General features: G+C 64.3%; 20 protein-coding genes. 16 read left to right on the forward strand and 4 right to left on the reverse strand.

Annotation, left to right across the window (positions count from 1 at the left end):
* Positions 1 to 6: 6 nt before the first annotated feature.
* From ccoS to GPA22_RS19050, 8 genes are all read left to right on the forward strand, one after another.
* Complete coding sequence (gene ccoS / locus GPA22_RS19015) at positions 7 to 210, forward strand: cbb3-type cytochrome oxidase assembly protein CcoS (RefSeq protein ID WP_169257634.1); 204 nt, start codon at positions 7 to 9, stop codon at positions 208 to 210.
* A gap of 390 nt (positions 211 to 600) precedes the next feature.
* On the forward strand, positions 601 to 2025 hold the full coding sequence (ccoN, locus tag GPA22_RS19020) for a cytochrome-c oxidase, cbb3-type subunit I (protein ID WP_169257635.1): 1425 nt from the start codon (positions 601 to 603) through the stop codon (positions 2023 to 2025).
* Between the two features lie 15 nt (positions 2026 to 2040).
* Positions 2041 to 2673: a cytochrome-c oxidase, cbb3-type subunit II gene (gene ccoO, locus GPA22_RS19025; protein WP_169257636.1), complete on the forward strand. Its 633-nt coding sequence runs from the start codon at positions 2041 to 2043 to the stop codon at positions 2671 to 2673.
* Positions 2674 to 2691: 18 nt separating this feature from the next.
* Positions 2692 to 2871 carry a CcoQ/FixQ family Cbb3-type cytochrome c oxidase assembly chaperone gene (locus GPA22_RS19030; RefSeq protein ID WP_169257637.1) on the forward strand — a complete coding sequence of 60 codons (180 nt, stop codon included), beginning with the start codon at positions 2692 to 2694 and terminating at the stop codon, positions 2869 to 2871.
* Positions 2872 to 2873: 2 nt separating this feature from the next.
* The gene (gene ccoP, locus GPA22_RS19035; protein ID WP_169257638.1) at positions 2874 to 3779 is read left to right on the forward strand and encodes a cytochrome-c oxidase, cbb3-type subunit III; all 906 of its coding nucleotides are present in this window, start codon (positions 2874 to 2876) and stop codon (positions 3777 to 3779) included.
* A 93-nt stretch (positions 3780 to 3872) separates the two neighbouring features.
* Positions 3873 to 5300, forward strand: a complete 1428-nt coding sequence (gene ccoG / locus GPA22_RS19040; protein WP_169257639.1) for a cytochrome c oxidase accessory protein CcoG — start codon at positions 3873 to 3875, stop codon at positions 5298 to 5300.
* A 14-nt stretch (positions 5301 to 5314) separates the two neighbouring features.
* Entirely contained in the window at positions 5315 to 5827 is a 513-nt protein-coding gene (locus GPA22_RS19045; protein ID WP_169257640.1) for a FixH family protein, read from the forward strand.
* Positions 5828 to 5849: 22 nt separating this feature from the next.
* Positions 5850 to 6086, forward strand: coding sequence for a hypothetical protein (locus tag GPA22_RS19050; RefSeq protein ID WP_169257641.1), 237 nt, complete (start codon positions 5850 to 5852; stop codon positions 6084 to 6086).
* A gap of 66 nt (positions 6087 to 6152) precedes the next feature.
* Here GPA22_RS19050 and GPA22_RS19055 read toward each other — a convergent pair whose 3' ends face one another.
* On the reverse strand, positions 6153 to 6596 hold the full coding sequence (locus GPA22_RS19055) for a universal stress protein (RefSeq protein WP_169257642.1): 444 nt from the start codon (positions 6594 to 6596) through the stop codon (positions 6153 to 6155).
* A 145-nt stretch (positions 6597 to 6741) separates the two neighbouring features.
* Here GPA22_RS19055 and GPA22_RS19060 point away from each other — a divergent pair, with 145 nt between their 5' ends.
* Positions 6742 to 8151, forward strand: coding sequence for an MBL fold metallo-hydrolase RNA specificity domain-containing protein (locus GPA22_RS19060; protein WP_169257643.1), 1410 nt, complete (start codon positions 6742 to 6744; stop codon positions 8149 to 8151).
* A gap of 139 nt (positions 8152 to 8290) precedes the next feature.
* Positions 8291 to 9928 carry a PHA/PHB synthase family protein gene (locus tag GPA22_RS19065; protein ID WP_246264525.1) on the forward strand — a complete coding sequence of 546 codons (1638 nt, stop codon included), beginning with the start codon at positions 8291 to 8293 and terminating at the stop codon, positions 9926 to 9928.
* A gap of 114 nt (positions 9929 to 10042) precedes the next feature.
* Here the strand turns inward: GPA22_RS19065 and GPA22_RS19070 are convergent, their stop codons facing one another.
* Positions 10043 to 10729: a Crp/Fnr family transcriptional regulator gene (locus tag GPA22_RS19070; RefSeq protein WP_169257645.1), complete on the reverse strand. Its 687-nt coding sequence runs from the start codon at positions 10727 to 10729 to the stop codon at positions 10043 to 10045.
* Between the two features lie 151 nt (positions 10730 to 10880).
* Here GPA22_RS19070 and GPA22_RS19075 point away from each other — a divergent pair, with 151 nt between their 5' ends.
* From GPA22_RS19075 to GPA22_RS19085, 3 genes are read left to right on the forward strand one after another with little or no spacing between them, the layout of a single operon-like run.
* Positions 10881 to 12068, forward strand: coding sequence for an NnrS family protein (locus GPA22_RS19075; protein ID WP_169257646.1), 1188 nt, complete (start codon positions 10881 to 10883; stop codon positions 12066 to 12068).
* Between the two features lie 3 nt (positions 12069 to 12071).
* Positions 12072 to 12467 carry a SirB2 family protein gene (locus GPA22_RS19080; protein ID WP_169257647.1) on the forward strand — a complete coding sequence of 132 codons (396 nt, stop codon included), beginning with the start codon at positions 12072 to 12074 and terminating at the stop codon, positions 12465 to 12467.
* On the forward strand, positions 12467 to 12997 hold the full coding sequence (locus GPA22_RS19085; protein WP_211169223.1) for a hemerythrin domain-containing protein: 531 nt from the start codon (positions 12467 to 12469) through the stop codon (positions 12995 to 12997). Before GPA22_RS19080 ends, GPA22_RS19085 begins: the two co-directional genes overlap by 1 nt.
* A 37-nt stretch (positions 12998 to 13034) precedes the next feature.
* Here the strand turns inward: GPA22_RS19085 and fnr are convergent, their stop codons facing one another.
* Positions 13035 to 13781: a fumarate/nitrate reduction transcriptional regulator Fnr gene (gene fnr, locus GPA22_RS19090; RefSeq protein ID WP_169257656.1), complete on the reverse strand. Its 747-nt coding sequence runs from the start codon at positions 13779 to 13781 to the stop codon at positions 13035 to 13037.
* Positions 13782 to 13915: 134 nt separating this feature from the next.
* Here fnr and hemN point away from each other — a divergent pair, with 134 nt between their 5' ends.
* Together hemN and GPA22_RS19100 are read left to right on the forward strand one after the other, a co-directional pair.
* Entirely contained in the window at positions 13916 to 15307 is a 1392-nt protein-coding gene (gene hemN / locus GPA22_RS19095) for an oxygen-independent coproporphyrinogen III oxidase (RefSeq protein ID WP_169257648.1), read from the forward strand.
* 128 nt (positions 15308 to 15435) lie between these two features.
* Entirely contained in the window at positions 15436 to 16143 is a 708-nt protein-coding gene (locus GPA22_RS19100; protein ID WP_169257649.1) for a sulfite exporter TauE/SafE family protein, read from the forward strand.
* Positions 16144 to 16149: 6 nt separating this feature from the next.
* Here GPA22_RS19100 and GPA22_RS19105 read toward each other — a convergent pair whose 3' ends face one another.
* Positions 16150 to 16614 (reverse strand): MerR family transcriptional regulator, encoded by a 465-nt coding sequence (locus GPA22_RS19105; RefSeq protein ID WP_169257650.1) that lies wholly within the window; start codon positions 16612 to 16614, stop codon positions 16150 to 16152.
* Positions 16615 to 16750: 136 nt separating this feature from the next.
* On the opposite strand from GPA22_RS19105, the gene GPA22_RS19110 reads away from it, so the two are divergent.
* The coding region (locus GPA22_RS19110) for a heavy metal translocating P-type ATPase (protein WP_425483969.1) at positions 16751 to 18782 on the forward strand (2032 nt) is incomplete at its 3' end.

The raw sequence follows: 18782 nt of genomic DNA on the forward strand, positions 1-18782 counted from the left end.
ACGCTTATGGAAAGCCTTTACATCCTCGTGCCGCTATCGGTGGTGCTGGTGTTCGTGATCGGTGCGATTTTCTGGTGGTCGGTGCGCTCCGGCCAATACGATGACATGGAGGGGCCGGCGTACCGGATGCTCATGGACGACCGTGACGCGCCCGCGCCCCGCAGTCCCGAAAAACCGGAAGATCCGGCTTCACAGGTCAGGAACGAGTGATCCCGACTTCACCGAACAGGTCTCCGTGCGAGGGGCGCGGAGTTTGTTGACTTACGTCAAAGCCCCGAACAGTGAGTATTGGCATACTTTGCCCATGGTTTTCGAGGTTGGTGCGAGGAAGCTCGAGCGCGCCAATCTGGTAAGGGTAATTTGTCTCTCTGTTGGGGTTGGGGGTGCGCTTGATGCGCACCCTTTTTTTTTGTTTAGCACTTTGGGCTATGATGGATTAATTAAAACCACTCTGGCAACAGGTTTTTTTTGTAACTGGGTACTTTCACCCATTACTGCAGTGCAATAGAATGTCGGCCGTTGTCACAAGTCTGTGGCGAGGTGTTGCACGCGCTCTCCCGGACTGGTGCGGAAGTTTTCTTCATCTCAAGGGGAAGTTTCATGCAATCGCAGGCGACTTATAACTACAACGTCGTCCGCCAGTTCTCCATCATGACGGTGGTATGGGGAGTGGTGGGCATGCTGGTGGGGGTGATCGTCGCGGCACAGCTGGTCTGGCCCCAGCTGAACCTGAACGAGTGGCTGCACTTCGGCAGGCTGCGTCCGTTGCACACGAACGGCGTGATTTTTGCGTTCGGCGGCTGTGCGTTGTTCGCGACATCGTATTTTTGCGTGCAGCGCACCTGTCATACGCCACTGTTCGCACCGTGGCTCGCAAGCTTCACCTTCTGGGGGTGGCAGGCAGTGATCGTGCTGGCGGTCATCACCTTGCCACTGGGCCTCACCACCGGCAAGGAGTACGCCGAGCTGGAGTGGCCGATCGACATCCTGATCGCCGCCGTGTGGGTGTCCTACGCCGTCGTGTTCTTCGGCACGATCGCGAAACGCAAGACCAGCCACATCTACGTCGCGAACTGGTTCTTCGGTGGCTTCATCCTCACCGTCGCGCTGCTCCACATCGTCAATAGCGCCGCGCTTCCGGTGACCCTGACCAAGTCCTACTCCGCCTACGCCGGTGTCCAGGATGCGATGGTCCAGTGGTGGTACGGCCACAACGCGGTGGGCTTCTTCCTCACGGCCGGCTTCCTCGGGATGATGTACTACTTCGTGCCGAAGCAGGCCGAGCGCCCGGTGTATTCGTATCGCCTGTCGGTGGTGCACTTCTGGGCGCTGATCTTCACCTACATGTGGGCGGGTCCGCACCACCTTCACTACACGGCGCTGCCGGACTGGACGCAGTCGGTAGGGATGATCTTCTCGCTGATCCTGCTGGCACCGTCCTGGGGCGGCATGATCAACGGCGTGATGACGCTGTCGGGCGCCTGGCACAAGCTCCGCACCGACCCGATCCTGAAGTTCCTGATCACCGCGCTGTCCTTCTACGGCATGTCGACCTTCGAAGGTCCGATGATGTCGATCAAGACCGTCAATGCGCTGTCGCACTACACGGACTGGACCATCGGCCACGTGCATTCGGGCGCACTCGGCTGGGTGGCGATGATCTCGATCGGCTCGATGTACTACCTGATCCCGCGCATGTACGGCAAGACCCAGATGTACTCGGTCGGCCTGATCAACGCCCACTTCTGGATCGCGACGATCGGCATCGTGCTGTACATCGCCTCCATGTGGATTGCAGGGGTGATGCAGGGCCTGATGTGGCGCGCCACCAACCCGGACGGCACGCTGACGTACTCCTTCGTCGAGAGCGTGAAGGCGAGCTATCCGTTCTGGACGATCCGCCTGCTGGGCGGGGTGATGTTCCTGACCGGCATGCTCATCATGTTCTACAACATGGTCCGTACGATGGCCGGCGAGAAGGCGTATGAGGCGCCCGTGGTCGCCCCCGCCGCCGCCCACGCTTAATCGGAGAGACTGGAAATGGCTCAATCGAAACACGAATTCATCGAGCGCAGCGTCGGCTGGCTGATCGTGCTGTCCCTTCTGACGGTCAGCGTCGGCGGTCTCGTCGAGATCGTCCCGCTGTTCTTCCAGAAGACCACGACCACCGCGATCGACCGGACGGGCAAGCCGCTCAACGTCAAGCCCTATGAACCGCTGCGACTCGCCGGTCGCGACATCTACGTGCGCGAAGGCTGCTACAACTGCCACTCGCAGATGATCCGCCCCTTCCGTGCCGAAACCGAGCGCTACGGCCATTACTCGGTCGCGGGCGAGTACATCTACGACCGCCCGTTCCAGTGGGGCTCGAAGCGTACCGGCCCGGACCTGGCGCGCGTCGGCGGCCGTTACTCGGACGAGTGGCAGCGCGTGCACCTGATGAATCCGCGCGACGTGGTGCCGGAATCGAACATGCCGGCCTTCCCGTGGCTGCAGCGCCCGCTGAAGTCTGACGACATCGAGGCCAAGATGCGCGCGCTGCGCACGCTGGGCCATCCCTACACCGACGAGGAGATCGCCGGTGCGCGGGCGGCGCTGGAAGGCAAGTCGGAATTGGACGCAGTCGTCGCCTACCTCCAGGGGCTGGGCACGGCGCTGTCGAACTTCAAATAAAGAAAAAGGAGAAGCGCCGTGGATATCAATGATCTCCGCTCCCTGATCACCGTGCTCTGCCTCGCCTGTTTCGTCGGCATCTGCGTGTGGGCATACAGCAGGAGTGCGCGCGCAGGGTTCGACGAGGCGGCGCGGCTCCCCTTCACCGATGACGATGCGCCGGCGCTCGCGGGCGGCCGGCACAGCAAGGAAGGATAAAAATGGCTGACTTTATTAACGGCTTCTGGAACGCGTACGTGATGGGCCTGGTGGGCCTGAGCCTGCTGTTCTGCCTGTTCGTTCTGGTGTCGAACAACAAGCGTGAAAAGGGCCCGGTCGAACTGCATGGCCACGTTTGGGATGAAACCCTCGCCGAGTACAACAACCCGTTGCCGCGCTGGTGGTTGTTCCTGTTCCTGGGTACGGTGATCTTTGCGGTGGTGTACCTGGTTATGTACCCCGGCTTCGGCAATACCAAGGGGGCGCTCGGATGGAGTTCCGTCGGGCAGTACGAAACCGAGATGCGCGCCGCGAATGAACGCTACGCGCCCATCTTCGCGAAGTACCAGGGCATGGACGTGGCGGCCGTTGCCGCCGACGAGGAGGCACGGGGGGCCGGCAAGCGCCTGTTCGTGACCTACTGTGCGCAGTGCCACGGCGCGGATGCCCGCGGGGCCAAGGGCTTCCCGAACCTCACGGATACCGCGTGGAACTGGGGCGGCGAAGCGGACACGATCAAGACGACGATCACCGGTGGCCGCATGGGCATGATGCCGCCGTTCGGGCCTTCGCTCGGTGCGGAAGGGGTCAAGGACGTGGCGAATTACGTGCGCTCCCTGTCCGGACTCGCCCATGATTCGCTGCGTGCGCAGCGTGGCGCGGAAGTCTTCCAGCAGAACTGTGTCGCCTGCCACGGGCCCGAGGCCAAGGGCACCCAGGCAATGGGGGCGCCGAACCTGACGGACGGTGACTGGCTGTACGGTTCCTCGGAAGCCACGATCATGGAAACGGTGGACAAGGGACGTACCAACCGCATGCCCGGCTTTGGCGAGTTCCTCGGCGAGGCGAAGATCCATCTGCTGGCGTCGTACGTCTACGGGCTGTCGAACAAACCGGCCGCCAAGTAACTCCAACAGCTGAGTTGTTTTGCTGCATTGTCCCCGGGGGCTTCCCCGGGGAAATTTGCAACAAGTAAATCAGAAAATACGGATATAGCGATAATGAGCGATCCGGCTCGGATACGGGTGGTCCCGAAATCGCAGCTACAGGAAGAGTCGAATGACCTGTATGTCGCGAGGCAAAAGCTTCACGTCCGGTCAATCAAGGGTGTTTTCGCAAACTGGCGCTGGGCCCTTGTCTGGCTGACGCAGATTCTCTATTACGGCCTGCCGTGGCTGACGTGGAACGATCGCCAGGCCTTCCTGTTTCACCTCACCGAACGCAAGTTCTACATTTTCGGCTGGGTGTTCTGGCCGCAGGATGTGTTCTATCTCGCCATCCTGCTGATCATTTCGGCGTATGCGCTGTTCTTCTTCACCGCGATCGCCGGTCGCTTGTGGTGCGGATACGCCTGTCCCCAGACGGTCTACACGGAAATCTTCATGTGGATCGAGGAGAAGATCGAGGGCGACCACACCAAGCGGCGCAAGCTCGAAGCGGCTCCGATGGACGCCCGGAAATTCGGCCTGCGGGCGGCCAAGTATTCCGTGTGGACGCTGTTCTCGCTGTGGACCGGCTTCACGCTCGTTGCGTACTTCACGCCGGTCGACGAGCTCCTCCAGTCCGCCCGTACTTTCGGCTTCGGGCCATGGGAGATCTTCTGGATCCTGTTCTACGCCGGGTTCACCTATCTGTTCGCGGGGGTGCTGCGCGAACAGGTGTGCAAGTACATGTGCCCGTATGCACGCTTCCAGAGCGTCATGTTCGATCCGGACACGCTCGTCGTCACGTACGACGAGGAGCGGGGTGAGCCGCGGGGATCGCGCCGCAAGGGGGTCGAACCCCGCAGCATCGGGCTGGGGAGCTGTATCGATTGCAACATCTGCGTACAGGTCTGCCCGACGGGCATCGATATCCGTCAGGGGCTGCAGTACGAGTGCATCGGCTGTGGCGCCTGCATCGACGGTTGCGATGAGGTGATGGACAAGATGGGGTACCCACGCGGCCTGATCCGTTACTCGACCGACAATGCGGTACGCCAGCGCTGGGGCCGGAAGGAAATCGTGATGCACGTGCTGCGCCCGCGCACGCTGATCTACGGAGGCATCCTCGTCCTGATCATGATGGGGACGATCTGGAGCCTGGCGACGCGATCCGATCTGCGCGTGGACGTGATTCGCGATCGCGCCACGCTGGCGCGGGAGGTTTCAGGTGGTCTGATCGAGAACGTTTACCAGCTCCGCATCATGAACATGCAGGAGGTCTCTCGTCCGGTTGTCGTGCGTGTATCGGGGCTGGACGGGATCCGGCTCGACGGGCCGCAGCAGTTCGAGATCAAGCCGGCGACGACGGAGTCGCTGACGGTACAGGTCCAGGTCCCGCCCGAGGCTGCGACCCCGGGGAGCCATGAGATCTATTTCGACGTCGGCGTGCCCGGTGATCCCGGCGTCACCGTGCGTGAGCACACGACTTTCCTACTTCCGCGCTAATCAGGAGCAGAGGCATGCGCAGTGCAACCATGCAGAAATCCATCGAACCCTGGTATCGGCAGGGGTGGCCCTGGTTTCTGATCTCGATCCCGGCAGTTGCCGTGATCACCGGGATAACGACCCTCTGGCTTGCCGTGAGTACGTGGGACGGACTCGTGGTGGACGATTACTATCAGGAGGGCAAGACGATCGAGAAGACGATCGCACGCTCGCAGAAGGCTGCCGAGATGGGCCTTGTCGCGGACGTCCGCCTGCGCGCGGAAGAGGTCACCCTGGATCTGGCTGCCGGGTCCGCCGTCACCCTTCCGCCCACGGTGGTGCTCACGATTTCCCATCCGACGCGCTCGGGCATGGATCAGGTGGTGATCCTGAAGCGTCGTGACGGGGTCTTCGTGGCGCCGCTCGCACCCCTGACGGCAGGGCGATGGCTGCTGCAGCTCGAGGACGAATCGCATACCTGGCGCATGAACGGGACGGCCAACATTCCCGCCGAAGCCGTGATCCGTATCGTGCCCGTCGCCTCCTGATCACCGCGTCATGGGAGATGCAATGCTGAAATGGATACAGGTGTTGTGGCCGTCCTTCATCGTGGCCGGTCTCGCGGAGGCAGTATTCTTCACGGTGATCGACCCGCAGGAGCTCTACCTCTTCGGTGAGCCGGTGCATTACTCGCTCACCGCCACCTATTCGATCGGATTCTTCGGATTCTGGCTGGTCGGCGCGGCGTCCAGCCTGTTGACGCTGTTCTTCAGGCGCAGCGCCGCGGAAGTCAATCGGCAGGCGTGAATTGCCGCATCGGGGAGGCAGTCATCTGCTTCCCCGATGCGCTGGTTGCGAAGCTTCTCCCGTAATTCAGCGGTATACGAGAACCGGGATCTTGCTGTGGGTGAGGACCTTTTGCGTCTCGCTGCCCAGGAGCAGGCCGGCAATGCCGCGGCGACCGTGGGATGCCATGAAGATCAGGTCGCATCCGTGGCGCTGCGCGGCGTCGATGACCGCCTCGTAGGGCACTTCATTGACGACCGTGTCGCCGTCGGAGGCGACCCCGGCTTCGTCGGCCGCGACCCTTGCCGCATCCAGGATCCGCTTGGCTTCGTCGGCTGCGGCCTTGCCGAACTGTTCCGGTGTCGTCGGGTCGATCAGGGCGCCTTCGCCGTAGATCGGCATCGGAAAATCCGGCTGGGCATAGAAGAACGTGATGCGGGCGCCGGCGTCCTTGGCAAAGGACACTGCACGGGCCACGGTGCTTTCGGACAGCGGGGAGCCGTCGGTCGGTACGAGTATGTGCTTGAACATCGTGCATCTCCGATGGGTTCACGAGGACAGATCGATTATAGCGATCGAACTTGTGCGAAAGCGATGGTAACCCGCGCCGGGTATTGATCCTCGTCAATCCGTGCGGTTGCGGGCGGGAGCAATCTGCGGCCATGACGGAGGCGACATGGAACTGACATTTTTCGGCGCGGCCGGAGAGGTCACCGGCTCATGCGCGCGGGTGCGTTACGACGGCGGAACCTTCCTCGTGGACTGCGGCCTTTTCCAGGGTGGGAAGGATGCAGACCGGAAGAACCTGCAGGCACTCGACTTTGACCTGCGCGGTATCGACTTCGTGCTTCTGACGCACGCCCACCTTGATCACTCGGGCCTCGTGCCGCGCCTGGTGTCCCTGGGCTACAGGGGAAAGATCTACGCAACGGCCGCAACCGTGGATCTGCTGGGCGTGCTGTTGCTCGACTCCGCGCATATCATGGAGAAGGAGGCCGAGTGGATCAATCGTGGCAAGCGGCAGCGGAACCTGCGCCGCGGCTACGAAGCCGGCCCCCTTTACACGGTCAACCAGGCCCGGACGAGCCTGGCCAGCCTGCGCAAGATGTCGTATGGCGAGGAATTCAGTCCGCACCCCGGAGTCCGGTGCCGTTTCCATGACGCCGGGCACATCCTTGGCTCTGCCGTGATCGAGATCGATGTGGAGTCCGGTGACGCCGCGCGCAAGCTCGTCTTCAGCGGCGATCTGGGGCAGCCGGCCCGTCCGGTGCTCCGCGATCCCACCCCCTTGCCCGAGGCGGATTTTCTCGTCGTCGAGTCGACCTATGGCAACCGTGCCCACCGTGCCCTGGCCGAAACGGAGAAGGAGCTGGTGTCCGTGCTGCGGGACACGCTGGAGCGCAGGAAGGGGAACGTCATCATCCCGGCGTTTGCGGTCGGCCGGACGCAGGAAATGCTGTTCGTCCTTGCGGACATCGTGCGCCAGGGCAAGCTTGCTTCGCTGCACATCGTCGTCGATTCGCCGATGGCAGCGGCAGTCACCGAGCTGACCCTTCGCTACGACGAGCTGTGGGATGAGGAGACGCGTGAACTGCTGGCCTGGATACGCGCACATCCGGAGCGCCTGCGGCTGAGGTTCGTGCAGGATGTCGAGGAATCGAAAGCCCTGAACAACGAGCGCGCGGGGCTAGTCATCATTTCGGCGAGCGGGATGTGTGAAGCCGGCCGCATCAAGCATCACCTGCAGTACAACATCGGCCGCAGCGAGTGCAGCGTGGTGATCTGCGGTTTCCAGGCGGCCGGCACGCTTGGCCGGCGGCTGGTGGATGGGGCCCGCACGATTACCTTGTTCGGCGAGAAATTCCCGGTGCGCGCGGCCGTTCACACGATAGGCGGCTTGTCCGCCCATGCCGACCAGCCGGCGCTGCTGGCGTGGCTGTCGCATTTCACGCGGCCGCCCCGGCACGCGTTTGTCGTCCACGGCGAGCGGGAAGCTTCCTCCGCGCTGGTGGACGCGGTCGGTGAGCGGCTCGCGTGGCCGAATGTCACAATGCCCCTGGCGGGACACGGATACACTCTGACCTGAGAGCGTTGTCACGGAGTGGCGAGCAATGAATCAAGGAAGGTCGGCAAGGAAGGCCGGCGGGGGTGACCCTGCCCGGACGGTCCGGCGAGCGCTGCGCGAGATCCATGACCGGGTCGAGGGCAACATCGATCCCTTGGGCATGGCGGCACCCATCGTGCATGCGCAGCTGGCGTGGCTCTCCCATCCGCAGGAGCTGGCCGAGCGGATGACGGAATTGTCGAGCGAGCTGCTGCGTCTGCAGTGGCATTCGGCCTGTCGGGCGATGGGAGTGGCCAGCGAGGATCCGGTTGTTCCCCATGCGGACGATGCGCGGTTTTCCGATGCCGTCTGGACCGACTCGCCGACGTGGGACCTGACGAAGGAGTGGTACCTCGCCTGCACGCACCATGTGCAGGACATGCTCTTCGACACGCCCGGCCTGTCGAGCAAGGAACGTCGCCGGGCCGCGTTCTGGTGGCGGAAGTGGCTCAATGCCGTGGCGCCGACGAATTTCTTCTGGACGAACCCCGTCGCGATGCGCAGGGCCATCGAGTCGAAGGGGGAGAGCATCAGGTGCGGAATCCGGAACGTGCTCGCCGACCTCGAAGCCGGCGAGATCCGCATGAGCAGCCCGGGGGATTTCAAGGTCGGCGTGACGCTGGGGACGACCGAAGGCGCCGTGGTCTTCCGCAATCGCCTGCTCGAAGTGATTCACTATGCGCCGACGCAGCCTCGGGTGCATGCGGAGCCGGTGGTGATCGTCACGCCGTGGATCAACAAGTTCTACATCCTCGACCTGACGCCGAAGAAGAGCATGGTGCGCCATCTGCTCGACCAGGGGCTCGACGTGTTCATCACGAGCTGGAAGAACCCCGATGCAGCGATGCGCGATGTGACGTTCGACAGCTATCTGGAGGACGGCGTACACGCCATCGTCGAAACGGCGCGTGCGTTCACCGGCACGGCCAAGGTGCATGCCGTCGGATACTGCATCGGCGGCACGGCGCTGGCGATGTACATGGCCTGGGCGAACCGCCGCTTCGGGCCGGAGGAGGTGCCGGTCGCGGACTGGACACTCTTCGCGACGCTGGTGGATTTTCGCAAGCCCGGCGATATTGAAGTGTTCATCGACGACGCGAGCGTGCGCTACCTTTCGGACAACATGGCGCGCAAGGGCTTCCTCGAGGGCAAGGAAATGGCGTCTGCCTTCCGCCTGCTGCGGTCCAACAGCCTGATCTGGCGTTACGTCGTGCACGGCTGGCTCTACGGCGAGGCGCCGGCGCCGTTCGACGTGCTGTTCTGGAACATGGACGCCACGCGCATGCCGTATGCGATGCACTCGTGGTACCTGCGCGAGTTGTACCTTGAGAATCGCCTGATCGAGGTGGATGCGCTGAAGGTCTCGGGGCAGCCGATCGATCTTTCCCGGATCGTGCAGCCGCTGTATGCCGTTGGCGCCGAGGACGATCACATCGCCCCGTGGGAGCAGGCTTACCGGATCAACAATCTCGTCACCGGGGCTCGGCGTTTCGTTCTGTCGAGTTCGGGTCACATTCTCGGGATCGTCAATCCTCCGGTGAATCCGCCCAAGCGCAAGTACTGGGTTGCGCCTGCCCGTCGCACCGACAAGGCGGCCGATTGGCGCAAGCATGCCGCCGAGCACGACGGCAGCTGGTGGGATGACTGGATGGCCTGGCTCAAGCCGCGTTGCGGTGAGCTCGTCGACGCGCGTCCTGCGGCATCGCAGGCATTTCCGGCGCTCGAGCGGGCTCCGGGTCGATACGTGCTGGAGCGCTGATCGGCGATCCGGCTGCCGGATCGGGGTAGCGCGGGCCTTGCCTCGATTGATGCGAGTCAAGGTCGCAAGCGGCTTCCAAACCCAGAATCTCTCCCGTAATCCCGCTCTCCGGGGTCAGCCCTGGTGGCGGGCCAGTCGGGCGGGGTCGAGCAGGGAGATGTGCTTGCCGTGTACCGTGATGAGCCCCGCCTCGGTCAGGTCGTGAAAGATGCGCGAAAGGGTTTCAGGCGTGAGATTGAGCCGCGAGGCGATGACCTGCTTGCTGGTCGGCAGTGCGATGTCGCGTGTGCCCTCGCTTTCGCTGTCGACCTGCTGCAGGAGGTAGCCGATCACGCGCTGCATGCTCGAGCGCAGCGAGTAGGTCTCGACGTCCTGGATCATGCCGTGCAGGCGGATCGCCATGCCGGCGAGGAGTTTGCGGGCGAATCCCGGATCCTGGTCGATGAGGTCGGAGACGACCGCCTGGCCGATGTGCAGCAACTGCGTCGACGTAAGGGCCTCGGCGAAAACCGGGTAGGGGCGGTTGAGGAACATCACCGCCTCGCCGAAGCTGTGCATCGGGCTGATGATCTCGACCACCTTCTCGTTGCCCTGCGCGGACGAGACGGCGAGCTTCATCTGGCCCGAGACCACATAATAGAAACCATGCACGGGATCACCGCGCTGGAACAGGATCTCGCCCTTCTCGAGGTGACGTTCGCGGGTGAAGCGGGCAACGCGGTCGATCTCCTCTGCGGACAGTTCGCTGAAGAAGGAAACTTGTCGCAGTGTGGCGGGAATATCGACTGGACGATTGGACATCTCGGACTCCGTAGGGAAACTCATGCATTCTAACCCGCAACCAAACGCGGGCCGTGATCCGGCGCCCCGCCGCCTGTCGCCGTTGGGCGCCTCAGGAGACAAGGCGCAAGCGCGCACGCAACCGCGCGCGCAACCGGCCCAGGCCTCACCCATGCTCTTTGTCGCGCCGCACCGGGCAATGTTCCTGTCGGGCGCGGTGATGCTGCTCGTGAGCTTTGCGATGTGGGCATTGGAGCTAGGGGCACGCGTCGGACTGATGCCGGCAATCGGCTGGGTTCTTCCGCCGGCATGGATGCACGCGCTGCTGGTCACGTCCGGCGTGTTCCCGTTCTTCATGTTCGGCTTCCTTCTTACCGCCATGCCGCGCTGGCAGGGTTACGACGAGATCGCCTCTGGGCGCTGGCTGTGGGCCTGGCGCCTTTTGGCGGCGGGGTGGGGATTGACCGTTGCGGGCATGCTCGTGCCCGGCATCGCGATCCCGGGGCTGCTGTTGGTACTCGTAGGCTGGGGCGGGCTGCAGCGCATCCTGTGGCAGGTCGCGCATCACGGGGAGCTCGAGGCCCTGCATGCCCGCCTCGTGTGCTATGCGATGATTGCCGGGATGGCCGCCGTCCTCGCCTGGCTTGGTTTTGCGGCGAGTGGCAACCCGATCTGGGCGCGCGTCGCGATCGAGATCGCAGTGTTCTGCTCGCTGCTGCCGGTGTTCTTCAGCGTGTGTCATCGCATGGTGCCGTTCTTTTCGAGCGGCGTGATCCCCGCCTACGTGATGGTGCGCCCCCTGTGGGTCATGGTCCTGGTCGTCGGCGGAAGCGCCCTGCATGCCGTGCTGGACATCGCCGGATTGCAGTCGCTGCGCTGGGTGGTCGACGTGCCCGCCGCCTTTGCCGCGTTGTGGCTGTCGCGGCAGTGGAGGTTGGTGCCGGCGCTGAAGGTGCCGTTGCTGGGGATGCTGCACATCGGCTTTCTCTGGCTCGGAATCGCGCTGACGCTGTTCTCCATCCAGGATGTAGCATCGCTGCTGGGCTACGCGGTCCTGGGGCTCGCGCCCCTGCATGCGATCGGCGTCGGTTTCTTCGGATCCGTCCTGTTGGCGATGGTCTCGCGTGTCACCCTGGGCCACTCCGGACGCAAGCTCGCCGCCGACCGGCTGACCTGGGGACTGTTCCTCGGGCTGGAACTGGTAGTCGTGATCCGGGTCCTTGCTGAAGTGGTTCCCGCGGGCTGGTCCGGCTCGGTCATGCTGCTCGCCGTCCTGGGCTGGCTGGGCGTGTTCGGCGCCTGGGCCACGCGCTACCTGCCGATCTACTGGCGGCCGCGCAGCGACGGTCGCCCTGGGTGATTCATGTACCTGACGATCAAGCACCTGCACATCACGTGTGCCGTCCTGAGCGGCAGCGGATTCCTGCTGCAGGGCATATGGATGATGCTCCGGAGTCCCCTGGTCGATCACCGCGTGACGCGTATCCTGCCTCACGTCATCGATACGGTATTCCTGGGTAGCGCGATCACGCTTGCCGTAATGAGCGGGCAGTATCCCTTCGTCGTGCCCTGGGTCACGGCGAAGGTCATCGGCCTCGTCGCGTACATCCTTCTCGGCGCGACGGCGCTGCGCTGGGGGCGCACGATGCGGACCCGCGTGCTGGCGCTGGCCGCAGCCGTAGTCACTTTCTCGTGGATCGTCTCGGTGGCGTTGAGCAAGAACCCCGCCGGATTCCTGACCCTTACCGGAGTGTTTTGATGGCTGATTCCCTGATCCCGACGTCGCCGGGTTTCGAAACTCCGCTCGAAATGCTCGAAGCCTGCCATGAGCGCCTGCAGGCACAACTGGCCACGCTGGCCCGGCTTGCAGCCTGGCTCCCCGGGCATGGTCCGGACAAGCAGGCGCAACAGGCCGCGGCCAACGTGATGCGCTACTTCGATGTTGCCGCGGTGAAGCACCATCAGGACGAGGAGGACGATCTGTTCCCCGTCCTGCGCGAGCGTGTCGACGAGGTCCGGCGTGCCGAACTCGGTACGCTCATCGACTGGATCCTCGCGGACCACCAGCGGCTGTTCGCCGGCTGGGCGCAGATGCGTGCGCGGCTCGAGTGCATCGCGCGCGGCGAAGATGCCGAGCTGACGCCGGCCGCGGTGGAGGAGTTCGCGGAGGCTTACCGGCGCCACATCGCGCGGGAGGAAGGCGAGCTACTCCCCGTCGCCCGCAGCGTGCTCGGCGCGCAGGACATCGAGGCACTGTCGGGAACGATGACGGCGAGGCGGCGCCAGTAGCACGCCGCCGCAACGGCGACAGAGGGGTACGCCCCCGTCAGGGGCGTGGCGATGGCGACGGGTGCTGGATCAGCCGCTTCAGGCCGGTGATGTCGAGAATGCGGATGTGCTTCTGCTGGACCGCGATCAGCCCCTCGTCCTGGAATTTCGAGAAGGCGCGGGACACCGTTTCGAGCTTGAGGCCGAGATAGGAACCGATTTCCTCGCGGGTCATGCGCAGGTGAAATTCCGCGGGGGAGAAGCCGCGTGCAGTGAAGCGCTGCGACATGTTGAGCAGGAAGGCCGCCAGGCGCTCTTCGGCGCGCATCGAGCCGAGGAGGGTCATCACGCCGTGGTCGCGCACGATCTCGCGGCTCATGACCTTGTGGAACTGGAGCTGCAGGCCTTCGACCACGCGCGACAGTTCCTCGAGCTTGCTGTAGGCGATCACGCAGACTTCGCTGTCTTCGAGCGCGATCGCATTACAGGAATGGGCCTCGGTGCTGATGCCGTCGAGACCGAGCATTTCGCCGGTCATCTGGAAGCCGGTGACCTGTTCGCGTCCGTCTTCGAGCAGCACGTCGGTCTTGAATGAGCCCGCACGGATCGCGTAAATCGCCTCGAAGGGATCGCCTGCACGGTACAGGTGCTGCTGCCGCTTGATCTTGCGGCGCGCGCCGACAAGCTCGTCGAGACGATCGATCTCCGATTCCGACATGCCGAAGGGCAGGCACAGTTCGACCAGATTGCACTGGGAGCATGCAACCTTGAGACTCGCAACTGTAATCGGCACCGTCGCCTTCATTTGCACGATAATATCGTTCCTTCTTACATCGACCGAGAAGTGGTCAGGCGCCCGGTGGATGGACCGTTGATCCACGTCAACCACAAAACTGCGGCTTTTTGAGATCGTACGGAATGCACTCAAGCGATACAACCATGACCAGTCAGAATGATCTTGTGTTCGACCAGCAGCTGATTCGCCGGTTCGACATCAACGGGCCGCGCTACACGTCCTACCCGACGGCCGACCGCTTCGTCGAAGCGTTCGATGCCCGTGCATTGCGGGACTGGCTGGCGCAACGCGGTGTTGGGGGTGTGAGCAAACCGCTCTCATTATACTTCCACATCCCGTTCTGTAACACGATCTGCTACTACTGCGCGTGCAACAAGATCATCACGAAAGATCATGCACGCTCGGCGAAGTACCTGAAGTATCTCGACAAGGAAATCGGGATGCAGGCCGCCGCACTGGGCGGTAGCCACCAGGTCACGCAGCTTCACCTCGGCGGCGGCACGCCGACCTTCCTGTCGCATGACGAGCTGCGCCAGCTCATGGAGTCGGTGCACAAGCGCTTCACGCTCGTGCCGAACGGCGAATACTCGATCGAGGTCGATCCGCGCAAGGTCGATTTCGATACCGTGAAGCTGCTCGCCGACCTCGGCTTCAACCGCATGAGCGTGGGCGTGCAGGACTTCAACGAAGACGTGCAGGAAGCCGTCAATCGCATCCAGAGCTTCGATGAAACCAAGCTCGTGATCGACTCGGCGCGTGCCACCGGCTTCAAGTCCATCAGCATGGACCTGATCTACGGCCTGCCGCGCCAGAACATCATCAGCTTCAACCGCACGCTCGAGCAGGTGCTGGAGCTGTCGCCGGATCGCATCTCGCTGTACAGCTACGCGCACCTGCCGGGCCTGTTCAAGCCGCAGCGCCGCATCTCGATCAACGACATGCCGACCTCGGACACCAAGCTGCAGATCCTGCAGCTGGCGATCCGCCGGCTGACGGAGGCGGGCTACGTCTATATCGGCATGGACCACTTTGCCAAGCCGGACGACGAACTCACGATCGCCCAGCGCCAGGGGCGCCTGCACCGCAATTTCCAGGGCTATTCGACGCAGGCCGAATGCGATCTGCTGGCCTTCGGCGTGTCGGCGATCGGCAAGATCGGCCCGGTGTACTCGCAGAACGTGAAGACGCTCGACGAGTACTACGATGCCCTCGATCGCGACGAGCTGCCGGTCCTGCGCGGCGTCGAGCTGACGGCCGACGACCTGCTGCGCCGTTCGATCATCCAGGCGCTGATGTGCCATTTCGAGCTGTCGATCGATTCGATCGAAATCGCGCACCTGATCAAGTTCAACGAATACTTCGCCTCCGAACTCGAGGATCTCAAGGCGATGGAGGAGGCCGGCCTGCTGAAGGTCAGCGACAAGTGGATCAGCGTGCTGCCCCCGGGCCGCCTGCTGGTGCGCGGCATCGCGATGGTCTTCGACCGTTACCTGCGTGCCGACCGCGAGCGCGCGCGCTATTCGAAGGTCATCTGAGTCCGGCCGGTGGCCCGTTGTCGCGGGCTGCCTGGGGCGGGAGAAGGTGGTACAGTGCGGGCGTCCTCGGGCGCCCGTTCTTCTTTTTGTGCCCGTCCGCGTGAATTTCCCGCCCTTTTGCCCTTGCCATGCCTGAAACCGGTTACATCGCAGCCTTCCTGATCGGCCTTCTGGGAGGCACGCACTGCGTCAGCATGTGCGGCGGGATCGTCGGCGCGCTCACCGTGAACATGCCGGGCCGCGCCGGGCGGCAGTGGCCGGTGCATCTTGCCTACAATCTCGGGCGGGTGGCGACCTATACGATCCTGGGCGGATTGCTGGGCGCCCTCGGGACCGTCGGCATGCTGTTCTCGAACGTCCTTCCGGTCCAGATGGCCTTGTATGTGCTGGCGAACCTCATGCTCGTCGCGCTGGGCTTGTACCTGACCGGATTCACGGGCCTGCTCGCGCCGGTCGAGCGGGCCGGACTGGTGCTGTGGAAACGCGTCCAGCCTTTCACCGCGCGTTTCATTCCGGCGCGTTCGGTCGGGCACGCCTTGCCGCTCGGGCTGCTGTGGGGCTTCCTGCCCTGCGGCCTCGTCTATAGCGTGCTGACCACCGCGCTGGTCACCGGGTCGGCCGGGCGCGGCGCGGGGCTGATGCTCGCCTTCGGCCTGGGGACGCTGCCGAACCTGATGCTGGCGGGCATGCTGTTCAAGCGTTTTCGCGACATTACCCGCAACCGGCGCGTGCGACTCGTGGCGGGGATGCTCGTGCTGGGCTTCGGCGTGTTCGGGCTGTTCCATGCGCCCACGCTCGGCGGAGCCTTGTGGCAGGGTGTCGTCTGCGAGGTGTGAGTCGCCTCAGGAGGATGTTCGCGCTCGTGTGCCCCGCGCATGCGCCTTGGGCGGCGAAGTGAGCGGCGCCTCCTCGGGCGCAGCCGCGAGCGCGTGCAGGATCGGGCAGGGCGCCGGTGCTTCGGTGTGTTCGCAGCAGGTCACGAGGCCTTGCAGCGCGCTGCGCATCTCTTCGAGTTGCCGGATGCGGGATTCGACGTCGGCGATCTTCGCCTGCGCGAACGCGCGTGCACGCTCGCGGTCTGTCTCTTCGTCCAGGGCGAGCAGTTCCGCGATCTCTTCGAGGTTGAAGCCGAGCGTCTGCGCGCGGCGGATGAAACGCAGGCGCGCGAGCTCGTCGGTGCCGTAGACGCGGAAGGCGCCCTTGTGCGTACCGCCTTGCGGGAGCAGGCCGCGACGCTGGTAATAGCGCACGGTTTCGACGCCGACGCCGGCCGACTTCGCCAGGGTTCCGATCGTGAGATCGCTCATGGGGGGTTGACTCCGTACTTTGGTACAGGGTCTAGACTGCCACCAGTCATCCCGTTCTGCAAATGGCGCCGGGATGTAGCGCCCCTCGGGATCGTGAAGATACGGATTGGAGTTGTGCATGAGTGCCCCTGAATCGATGGTGAAGCATTCCTCGCTCGAATTGCCGGTTGCCGGCATGACCTGCGCCGCGTGCGCAGCGCGGATCGAGAAGGTGCTGAACCGCTTGCCCGGTGTTACCGCTTCGGTCAATCTGGCCGCGGAAAAGGCGCGCGTGACATTTGCGGACGCCAGCAGCAATCCGGATCAGGTGGTCGCCGCGATCCGCAAGGCAGGCTTCGACGTTCCGCAGGCCTCGCTGGAGCTGGCGATTTCCGGTATGACCTGCGCGGCGTGCGCGACACGGCTGGAAAAGGTCCTCAATCGGCTCCCCGGTGTCGATGCGACGGTGAATTTCGCGACGGAGCGGGCAAGCCTGCGCTATCAGCCCGGATTGGTGGCGCCGGAGACGGTGCGCGAGGCTGTCCGTCGCGCCGGTTTCGAAGGTGTCGAGACGGGCATCGCGGCACGCGAGCAACAGCGCTTGCGGCAGGCGCAAGCCTGGCAGGCGGAGATGCGCCGCTTCTGGATCGCGGTGCTGCTCACTTTGCCCCTGCTCGCGCAGATGCCCCTGATGTTCGGCGCAGACGCGGCTGCCGGGCACGACCTCGTTCCGCGCTGGTTGCAGCTGGTGCTCGCAACGCCCGTGCAGTTCTGGATCGGCGCGCGGTTCTACCGCGGCGCATGGTCCTCGCTGCGCGGCGGCGGTGCCAACATGGACGTGCTCGTCGTGCTCGGCACGTCGATGGCGTGGATCTACAGTACCGTCGTGACGCTGCTCGGCCGCCACGACCTGCACGTGTATTTCGAGGCGTCGGCGACGATCATCACCCTGATCCTGCTCGGCAAGCTTCTGGAAGCGCGTGCCAAGGCGCGCACGACCGCTGCGCTGGATGCCCTGCTGCAGCTGCAACCCAAGCTCGCCTACGTCGAACGCGACGGCGAGTTCGTGGCGGTGCCGGTGGAAAACCTGCAGCCGGGCGACCGCTTCGTCGTGCGTCCCGGCGACGCCGTGCCGGTGGACGGCGAGGTCGAGTCGGGCGAATCCGCGATCAACGAGGCGATGCTCACCGGGGAGAGCATGCCGGTCGACAAGCGTTCCGGGGACACGGTGTTTGCCGCGACGCTCAACGGCCAGGGGGCGTTGCGTTGCCGCGCGACCGGGGTCGGCGCGCATACGCTTCTCGCCGGGATCATCCGCATGGTCGAGCAGGCGCAGGGGTCGAAGGCGCCGGTGCAAAGGCTGGCCGATCGCATCGCGGCCGTTTTTGTGCCGGTCGTCGTGGCGATCGCGGCGCTCACCTTCGTCGGATGGTGGTGGCTGGCGGGCGATTTCGCGCAGGCGCTGATCAGCGCCGTCGCGGTGTTGGTGATCGCCTGCCCCTGTGCGCTCGGCCTCGCGACGCCGACGGCGATCATGGTCGGAACGGGGCAGGGCGCGCGCGCCGGCATGCTCGTGAAGAACGCGGAAGCGCTGGAACTGGCCGAGAAGATCTCCGTACTCGCGGTCGACAAGACCGGTACCCTGACCGAAGGTGCGCCGGCCGTGCGCGAGGTGCTGCCGGCACCGGGCTGGCATCGCGAGAAGCTGTTGCCCATCGCGGGGGCGCTGGAGGCCACGAGCGCACACCCGATTGCCGCGGCGATCGTCGGCGCCGCGCGTGCCGCCGGGCAGGTCATGCCTGCGGCCGAGAATGTCGTCGCCGTGCCCGGCAAGGGACTGACGGGGCGGGTGGATGGCCATGACGTGGTGCTGGGTACGCCCGCCTTCCTTCAGGAGCGGCAGATTGCAGTGGATGCCGCATCGTGCGGGCAGCTGGCGGAGGGTGGTCAGACGCTGGTCGCCGTCGCCGTCGACGGCGTGTTTGTCGGAGTCATCGGTGTCGCCGACCGTGTGCGCGAGGATTCGGCGGCAGCGGTGGCGCGTCTTCAGGCGCGCGGCCTGCGGGTGGTCATGCTCACGGGCGACCATCCGGCGACGGCCGCGGCGATTGCGGCGCAGACCGGGATCACGGACTGGCGGGCGGGGGTGATGCCGGGCGACAAGGCCGCGGCAGTCCAGTCCCTGGCGG

Origin of the sequence: Aromatoleum toluvorans (assembly GCF_012910905.1) — a bacterium.
Taxonomy (GTDB): domain Bacteria; phylum Pseudomonadota; class Gammaproteobacteria; order Burkholderiales; family Rhodocyclaceae; genus Aromatoleum; species Aromatoleum toluvorans.

Excerpts from the sequence above, each read along its gene's own strand:
- ccoS (WP_169257634.1), top strand. The coding sequence starts at position 7 with ATGGAAAGCCTTTACATCCTCGTGCCGCTATCGGTGGTGCTGGTGTTC.
- ccoN (WP_169257635.1), top strand. The coding sequence starts at position 601 with ATGCAATCGCAGGCGACTTATAACTACAACGTCGTCCGCCAGTTCTCC.
- ccoO (WP_169257636.1), top strand. The coding sequence starts at position 2,041 with ATGGCTCAATCGAAACACGAATTCATCGAGCGCAGCGTCGGCTGGCTG.
- ccoP (WP_169257638.1), top strand. The coding sequence starts at position 2,874 with ATGGCTGACTTTATTAACGGCTTCTGGAACGCGTACGTGATGGGCCTG.
- ccoG (WP_169257639.1), top strand. The coding sequence starts at position 3,873 with ATGAGCGATCCGGCTCGGATACGGGTGGTCCCGAAATCGCAGCTACAG.
- GPA22_RS19045 (WP_169257640.1), top strand. The coding sequence starts at position 5,315 with ATGCGCAGTGCAACCATGCAGAAATCCATCGAACCCTGGTATCGGCAG.
- GPA22_RS19050 (WP_169257641.1), top strand. The coding sequence starts at position 5,850 with ATGCTGAAATGGATACAGGTGTTGTGGCCGTCCTTCATCGTGGCCGGT.
- GPA22_RS19055 (WP_169257642.1), bottom strand. The coding sequence starts at position 6,596 with ATGTTCAAGCACATACTCGTACCGACCGACGGCTCCCCGCTGTCCGAA.
- GPA22_RS19060 (WP_169257643.1), top strand. The coding sequence starts at position 6,742 with ATGGAACTGACATTTTTCGGCGCGGCCGGAGAGGTCACCGGCTCATGC.
- GPA22_RS19065 (WP_246264525.1), top strand. The coding sequence starts at position 8,291 with ATGGCGGCACCCATCGTGCATGCGCAGCTGGCGTGGCTCTCCCATCCG.
- GPA22_RS19070 (WP_169257645.1), bottom strand. The coding sequence starts at position 10,729 with ATGTCCAATCGTCCAGTCGATATTCCCGCCACACTGCGACAAGTTTCC.
- GPA22_RS19075 (WP_169257646.1), top strand. The coding sequence starts at position 10,881 with ATGCTCTTTGTCGCGCCGCACCGGGCAATGTTCCTGTCGGGCGCGGTG.
- GPA22_RS19080 (WP_169257647.1), top strand. The coding sequence starts at position 12,072 with ATGTACCTGACGATCAAGCACCTGCACATCACGTGTGCCGTCCTGAGC.
- GPA22_RS19085 (WP_211169223.1), top strand. The coding sequence starts at position 12,467 with ATGGCTGATTCCCTGATCCCGACGTCGCCGGGTTTCGAAACTCCGCTC.
- fnr (WP_169257656.1), bottom strand. The coding sequence starts at position 13,781 with ATGAAGGCGACGGTGCCGATTACAGTTGCGAGTCTCAAGGTTGCATGC.
- hemN (WP_169257648.1), top strand. The coding sequence starts at position 13,916 with ATGACCAGTCAGAATGATCTTGTGTTCGACCAGCAGCTGATTCGCCGG.
- GPA22_RS19100 (WP_169257649.1), top strand. The coding sequence starts at position 15,436 with ATGCCTGAAACCGGTTACATCGCAGCCTTCCTGATCGGCCTTCTGGGA.
- GPA22_RS19105 (WP_169257650.1), bottom strand. The coding sequence starts at position 16,614 with ATGAGCGATCTCACGATCGGAACCCTGGCGAAGTCGGCCGGCGTCGGC.